Origin of the sequence: Synechococcus sp. H55.9 (genome assembly GCF_047462355.1) — a bacterium.
Classification (GTDB): Bacteria; Cyanobacteriota; Cyanobacteriia; order Thermostichales; family Thermostichaceae; genus Thermostichus.
The window spans coordinates 1-5,635 of sequence record NZ_JANSJB010000123.1; the positions used below are offsets into that span (position 1 = coordinate 1).

Here is a 5,635-nt window from a genome sequence, read left to right on the forward strand (position 1 = left end):
CCAACAACCCCAGGCCGGCCCTTTCGGATCCCTTGCACCACGGTCACTGTGAGCAGATGGGAGAGCAAACCCACCGGCCCAGCAAACAAGCACAAAAGCAGAGAGTGAGTTGTCCAAACTCGCTTTTCCCAGCCTTCCAAGAAGATCCAGCGGCCCACAAATAGATCCATCACAATGTAGTGAACCCATCCCGTCGCCATGACCGAGGGCTGGCTGAATAGAGAAGTCAGGCTGTTCAGAGATAGCTGAGGATTGGAAAACTCCTGGAGAGCATTGGCGTTAAATCCGGTAACCAGAAGATAGAGATAAACTGTTGCCAAAAGGGCAATGGGCAAAAGCGACTCCATCACCCTACGGGTCACTTTCCAGCCCGGCAGCAGGATCATCAAAGCCCAAAAAGGCAAAGCAAACCAATTGGCCGCGTTGAAGAGGGTCTCCAGCATATCCAGCAACTCCTGACGCTTGGAAAATGTCTTCACATGTTTGCAACGATGGTGTTGTTGAGCTCCATTTTGAAAACCCAGGCTCTGGAGCGGACAAAAAGGCGGGGCACTCTTGAACCTTGCCTTGAGCCCAGACGGGTCACAGCCGGGCAGACACTGCTTTCCCCAAAGCCAGAGGGATCCCAGCTTCTATTCCGGCTGGCGCAGTCTGGCAGTTGCAATGGCACTGATCGCACGGCCACTGTCGGTGGCGGAAGCAATGCGGGAAATCCGGGATCCCGTATCGGCCATGGCCCAGAAGCTGCCGATGCTTTTGGCCGTAGAGGTGCCCAGGGGAAATTCCACTGCATTAGAGTCCGGGGATTGCTCCTGAGAAGAGATCAACACTGCTGCTTCCCCACCTTGCCCAGCTACTGCTGGAGTGGAAGGTTCCGGCGTGGGCTGAGAGGCTTCTGCTGGGCGGGGAGAAGGTGGCTGCAGCGGCATCTCGCCAGGGGGGGTTTGGGGGGCCTTGCCAGGGGGTACGGGGGGAGCTTGGCCGGCGATCTTTCCCCAGAAAGCTTGGAGGAGTTGCCACATGGCTAAGTTGGCTCCTGAGCGAAAGGGCAGTGAGGAATGGTGCTATCCTGCCATGCTCTGACCTGAGAATCCACTCCCTCTGCAAGCCTTGCTAGAGCAAAGTCATAATGAGTATGATTAAGGAGCTTACCTAGGGAGAAAATTCACCATGGCGCACATTCGCGAGATTCCCCTGGCCCAAATTCGTCGCCCCTTGCCGCGGCAGACGGATCCGGAGAAAGTGCGGGCGCTGATGGCTTCCATCGAAGCAATCGGGCTGCAGGAGCCGATCGAAGTTTTGGAAGTGGAGGGAGAATACTATGGGTTCTCCGGCTGCCACCGCTACGAGGCATTTGTCCGCTTGGGCAAGGAGCGGATCCCCTGTCGGGTGCGCAAGGCGCCGCGTTCTGTTTTGCAGCTACACCTGGCCTGAAAGAGAGTCCGGCTCCTCTTGGGCGCTGTAGCCTCGCTCATAGGCAAAGCGCACCAGTTGCGAGCGATTTTCCAGAGAAAGCTTGCTGAGGATGTTGGTCAGGTGAGTTTGCACAGTGCGCGGGCTGATGAACAGCTTCTCGCCGATTTGCTTGTTGGTGAGGCCGCGGATCACTTCCCGGAACACCCGCTCCTCAGCAGGGGTAAGGGGAAGATCTGCCAAGGTGGGACGGGGGGCAGTTTCGGCTTTGGCCTGGGTTTGCTGCTGGATCAGGCGCAGAATCTCCAACTGGGTGCGGCGGGATCGTTCGATTTGCGCCTCGATCTTGGCCACCAGCTCCAGCGGCTCGAAGGGCTTGATGATGTAGTCGTCGGCTCCCCACTCGTAGCCCTGAACGCGGTCGTCCAACTCGCTGCGAGAGGAGAGAAAGATAAAGGGGACGAGTTCGCCGCCCCGCTGTTGCCGCAGTTGCCGGCAAAACTCGAAGCCATCCATTTCCGGCATCACCACATCCGACACCACCACATCCGGCTGCTCTTGGGCAAACAGGCGCAGCCCTTCTACACCCGAAGTGCCCGTACAAACCCGATAGCCGTGCTGAGTCAAGTGGCGGCTCAGCACCTTTAAAGAGAGGGGATCGTCATCTACGACCAATACGCGCTTCATGATGACTAGCGGGAGAGGCTGTTGAGGAATGACTAAAGAGATGATCTGAGGGCGCTATTCACCTCTTGCCGCAAGTTTAAGTCCAGATAGGATGCTGGCGATCAACTAACCCCTGCCCCATAATAGTCGTTCCAGAAGCAGTCTTGCTGCCGGCTCAGGCGGACTGGGAAATAGGTTTGTTTAGGCTCCCATCCCGGAGTAGCGTTGCAAACCCTTGCGCCACAGCCAGCGGTTGACCAGCCAAAACAGCCCCAGCCAGGCCAGGCCCATGGCAAAACCGCGCGGGATATCTTGTGGGATCCCCACCCAGAGGCCGGCGGGAAAATGCACCAAGTAGGGAAAGGGCGTCCAGGCCAAGACCTGGCGCACCGCCGGTGGAAACACCTCCAGAGGGGCGATCACCCCCGACAAAAACAGGTACACCAAGAAATGAAGCTGCTCCAGAGCCGATATCCGCTCCACCCAAAAGGCCAGCAGCGCCAGGGTGTACTGCATAAGAAAGCGCAGGGCAAAAGCCAACAGAATGGCCAGGGATCCCAGTGCCACCTGTTGCCAAGACGGGATCCAAAAAGCACGGGGGTAGAGCAGAAAAAAGAGGGCAATCAAAGCCACGGTAAAGGGGAGGCGGGCCAGGCGCTCCATCAGGTGGCTGGCGACGTGGTGCCAAGCGGGATCCAGAGGCTGCAACAGACGCGGCGATAACTTGCCTTCGACGACCTCCCGCTCAAAGTCCCAGATCACCCAGGTGATGCTGAACTGGCGCACCAGGAACACGGCCAGAAAATAGCGGCTGAACTCCAGGGAAGAGAGCGAGAAATCTCCTGAACGGGCGGCTTCGCTCCAGAGCCCCATCATGATCAAGGGCAGGGATCCGGCCAACACCCACAGGATCAGCTCCGCCCGGTACTCCAGCATGTAGGCGTAGTAGGCGGCAAAGAGGGCGCTCAGCTTGCGAAAAAAGGCGTTCATTGAGGCTCTGAAGGGGCAAGCGGACATAGAGTGGGCAACAGGCCGGCCAGATTGACCACCGCTCCCACCACGACAATGGCGGGCGGTGCTACAGGCGAGGGCTGACCGGCTAAAGTCTCCAAACGGAGCAGATGAATCTCTTGCTCCGGCGTGGTGCCCCAGCGGATCAGGGCAACGGGGGTGTCGGGAGCTTTGCCGCCGGCCAACAATTCGGCGGCGATGTGGCCGAGGTTGTGCATACCCATGTAGATCACCAAGGTTTCTACGGCCTCGGCTAGGGCGCGCCAATTGACCTGGGGGCGGTATTTCCCTACTGCCTCATGGCCGGTTACGAAGGCAACCGAGGAGCTGAGGTCGCGATGGGTGAGTGGGATCCCAGCATAGGCGCTGGCGGCCATGCCCGCCGTAATTCCCGGCACCACTTCCACCGGGATCCCGGCCTGCACCAGGGCCAGCATCTCCTCGCCCCCCCGCCCGAAGATGAAGGGATCCCCGCCCTTGAGGCGCACCACCACGGCTGCCGTCTGGGCTTTCTCGATCAGCAAGGCCGTGATCTGCTCCTGCGGGAGGGTATGGGCGCCGCAGTGTTTGCCGGCGTAGATTCGTTCTGCTGTGGGTGGGATCAGATCCAAAATGGGGGATCCCACCAGGGCATCGTAGATGACCACGTCCGCATGGGCGAGCAGCGCTTTGCCCTTGACCGTCAGCAGTCCCGGATCCCCAGGCCCTGCCCCCACCAGATACACTTTGCCCATCTCAAATCCCAATAGCTTGTCGGAAATATCTATTCTGCTGGAACAGGACAGTTTTGACCAACCAACCCTACTTCCCGGTCAGACAGGCCGTCTGCAGGGTCTCCTGGATGGCCTGTACCACCTGGGGATCCCGCCAGAGGGGCGGCTCCACCGTAATCTGCAGCAAGGGCCATTCTCGCTGTAGCCGCTGAGCTTGTTCTTGTAAAGCGCGCAGCAGACCGCCCGGAAAAAGAAAAAACGGCAGCACCCGCAGGCGATACTGGCTCAGACGCAGGCAATGGATTACAGCCGCTTCCAGTGTCGGGGGCTGGGCGGCAAAAGCCAGGTGGATGGGAATTCCGGGCAGGCGCTGTTCCAGAGCTTGGATCCCGGCCTGGAGCTGGGCGGCAAATCCCGGCAGGCGGCTGCCATGGCCAAATAGGATCCAGCCGTGGGTCAGTTCCCCCAACCGCTGCGCCGCAACCACGCGAGCCGCCACCAAATCGATCAGGGCTGGGTGCTGGCCGATGGGGGGCGTCAGCAGCAACTGCAGGCGCGGCCAGCGAGCTTGAACCTGCTCCACCGCAGCCGGCAAATCCTCCTCCACATGGGATCCCCCGCCCATAAACAGCGACAGCAGCACCACCGGCCCATCGACTCTATCCAGACAGGAGGCCAATTGTCTGTGAATCTGCTCTGCCAAGGTCAGGGGCTGACCTTCCAACTGGGCCAGCTCCACCGGCTGAGGAGCCAGCCGCTGCCGCACCCGGGCCAGCAAATCCGCCGCCGCCTGTTGGTATTCCGGATCCCGGCTGCCGTGACAAACCAAAAACACCAGTGGAGCTAAGGACATGGCAGAAGTCAGGGATCCAGAGGCAACTGTTCTATTTTGCTACTTAGAAAGGTTCCGACAACGTCTCGCGCCGGATCTGCGCGTATGATTTGATTAAAGTACACATCCTTTTTTCAGACTCGTCGGCCCTTTCCCAGGATTTCATGTCATTTGAGAATCGTTCCACCACCCCCGAACTGTTGATCCATGTTTTGCGGGAAGGGTTGACCGAATCTATCCATCATTGCCAAGCGGTCGTGGCCGATAGCCGCGGGCGCTCCCTGGCCATGGCCGGCAACAGCACCACCCCTGTTTTTGCCCGTTCTGCGCTCAAACCTTTCCAAGCGCTGGCCATGCTCTCCACCGGCATCCGCGAGCGCTACCGCCTCAGCGAGAAGGATATCGCCATTATGTGCGGATCCCATCAGGGCACCACGGCCCATGCGCGGCAGGTGTTCAGCATGCTCTGGCGCGCCGACCTGTCTCCCGAGCTGCTGGTCTGCCCCACCCCACCCGGCAAGCCCAGCCCCCTGTGCCACAACTGCTCCGGCAAGCATGCTGGCATGCTGCTAGCAAGCCGCGCCCAGAACTGGACCCTGCCGGACTACGCCCAGCGGCAACACCCCGTTCAGGCCCTGGTGCGGGCTAAGTTGGCGGATCTATTGCAGATGCCTTCGGAAGAGTTTTTGTTTGCCCGCGATGACTGCGGCGTGCCCACCTACCAACTGCAACTGAACCATTTGGCCTCTCTATTTGCCCAACTGACTGCCGGCGAGCGGCCCGACTTGGAGGCCATCGCCCGCGCCATGACCCACCACCCGGAAATGGTGGCCGGACAGGGATGTTTCGATACAGAATTGATGCGGGCTACCCAGGGAGAGCTGGTCAGCAAGTCCGGCGCCGAAGGGATCCAGTGCATTGGGCGCGTCGGAGAGGGGATGGGCCTGGCCATCAAGGTACAGGATGGGGCCGCGCGGGCCAAATATGCCTTGGCTTTGCA

General features: G+C 59.8%; 8 protein-coding genes. 2 read left to right on the plus strand and 6 right to left on the minus strand.

From position 1 onward, the window contains the following. Both NW857_RS12045 and NW857_RS12050 read right to left on the minus strand, forming a co-directional pair. On the minus strand, positions 1–443 hold a 443-nt coding region (locus NW857_RS12045; RefSeq protein ID WP_414369068.1), incomplete at its 3' end, for an ABA4-like family protein. 189 nt (positions 444–632) lie between these two features. Then, a complete protein-coding gene (locus tag NW857_RS12050) occupies positions 633–1,022 on the minus strand; it encodes a hypothetical protein (protein ID WP_414369070.1) in 390 nt (129 codons plus the stop codon). A gap of 148 nt (positions 1,023–1,170) precedes the next feature. On the opposite strand from NW857_RS12050, the gene NW857_RS12055 reads away from it, so the two are divergent. Next, positions 1,171–1,434, plus strand: coding sequence for a ParB N-terminal domain-containing protein (locus tag NW857_RS12055; protein ID WP_414332461.1), 264 nt, complete (start codon positions 1,171–1,173; stop codon positions 1,432–1,434). Here NW857_RS12055 and NW857_RS12060 read toward each other — a convergent pair. The 4 genes from NW857_RS12060 to NW857_RS12075 all read right to left on the minus strand — a co-directional run bounded on the left by NW857_RS12060 (position 1,420) and on the right by NW857_RS12075 (position 4,656). After that, a complete protein-coding gene (locus NW857_RS12060; protein ID WP_414332463.1) occupies positions 1,420–2,100 on the minus strand; it encodes a response regulator transcription factor in 681 nt (226 codons plus the stop codon). The genes NW857_RS12055 and NW857_RS12060 overlap by 15 nt on opposite strands. 180 nt (positions 2,101–2,280) lie before the next feature. Continuing rightward, a complete protein-coding gene (locus NW857_RS12065; protein ID WP_414332465.1) occupies positions 2,281–3,069 on the minus strand; it encodes an ABC transporter permease in 789 nt (262 codons plus the stop codon). Next, a complete protein-coding gene (gene cobA, locus NW857_RS12070) occupies positions 3,066–3,824 on the minus strand; it encodes a uroporphyrinogen-III C-methyltransferase (RefSeq protein WP_414332467.1) in 759 nt (252 codons plus the stop codon). Before cobA ends, NW857_RS12065 begins: the two co-directional genes overlap by 4 nt. A gap of 67 nt (positions 3,825–3,891) precedes the next feature. Then, positions 3,892–4,656, minus strand: coding sequence for a sirohydrochlorin chelatase (locus tag NW857_RS12075; protein ID WP_414369073.1), 765 nt, complete (start codon positions 4,654–4,656; stop codon positions 3,892–3,894). Between the two features lie 143 nt (positions 4,657–4,799). On the opposite strand from NW857_RS12075, the gene NW857_RS12080 reads away from it, so the two are divergent. Then, on the plus strand, positions 4,800–5,635 hold an 836-nt coding region (locus NW857_RS12080; protein WP_414369075.1), incomplete at its 3' end, for an asparaginase.